This is a genomic window from Salinimicrobium oceani, from assembly GCF_012037645.1.
Genome location: NZ_JAAVJR010000220.1, coordinates 1 through 617, shown reverse-complemented (window position 1 = coordinate 617; position 617 = coordinate 1). Strand labels below are relative to the sequence as shown.

At 39.2% G+C, this 617-nt stretch carries 1 protein-coding gene; it reads right to left on the bottom strand.

Going from position 1 to position 617, the window contains the following annotated elements; all coding sequences use genetic code 11:
* Nucleotides 1–610, bottom strand: a 610-nt coding sequence (locus tag HC175_RS16370; RefSeq protein WP_168139453.1) for a putative porin, incomplete at its 3' end; no start/stop codon positions are given.
* Between the last annotated feature and the right edge of the window lie 7 nt (nucleotides 611–617).

Sequence of the window (617 nt, the reverse complement as noted above, 5' to 3'; positions counted from 1 at the left end):
TCATTAGGTCTTGAGAAACAAAATGTGTTCTCAGGTGGTATCTCTCATTTGGAGTGTGGTAACTTACAGTAGTGCGAAAGTTTCCGGTACTGGTAAGCATGTGCTGGTATCTTCCAAGTGAACGCAACCCCTTATAAGCAATCGAAAAATTTAAATTTTCTGAAGTGTTTACGGTGAAAATTGCATCAAGAGTTTGCCCCTGTTCAAACACAGTTTTATAATATAATTCGGTTAAGGGAGTAGGAACATGATAGTAATACACATCCTCTACTTCCATAAAATTAAAATGTCTTGCCCGCGCCCCGAACTGCGGAAGGATTTCCTGATCATCAATAAAATCATAGGTAAGTCGATTGTAGGTGCGACCTACATTAGAAAACGGAAGAAGTCCAAAATTATCCTTTCGCAGATAATTGAACCGATAATCTTTGTAGATGTTAAGAGAGGTATCTACATGAGTGGTATCATTTTCAATAGAAATGATCTTGTAAAGTGAAACAGGCGCCTTTTCCGGGAGCTTTCCATCGCCGGTTAATGATTCATTACTGCCCTGCCTTGAATTCGTTAGCGTCCTATCCTGTGCAGAGGTCTTAAATGCAAGAAAAACCAGAAATAGA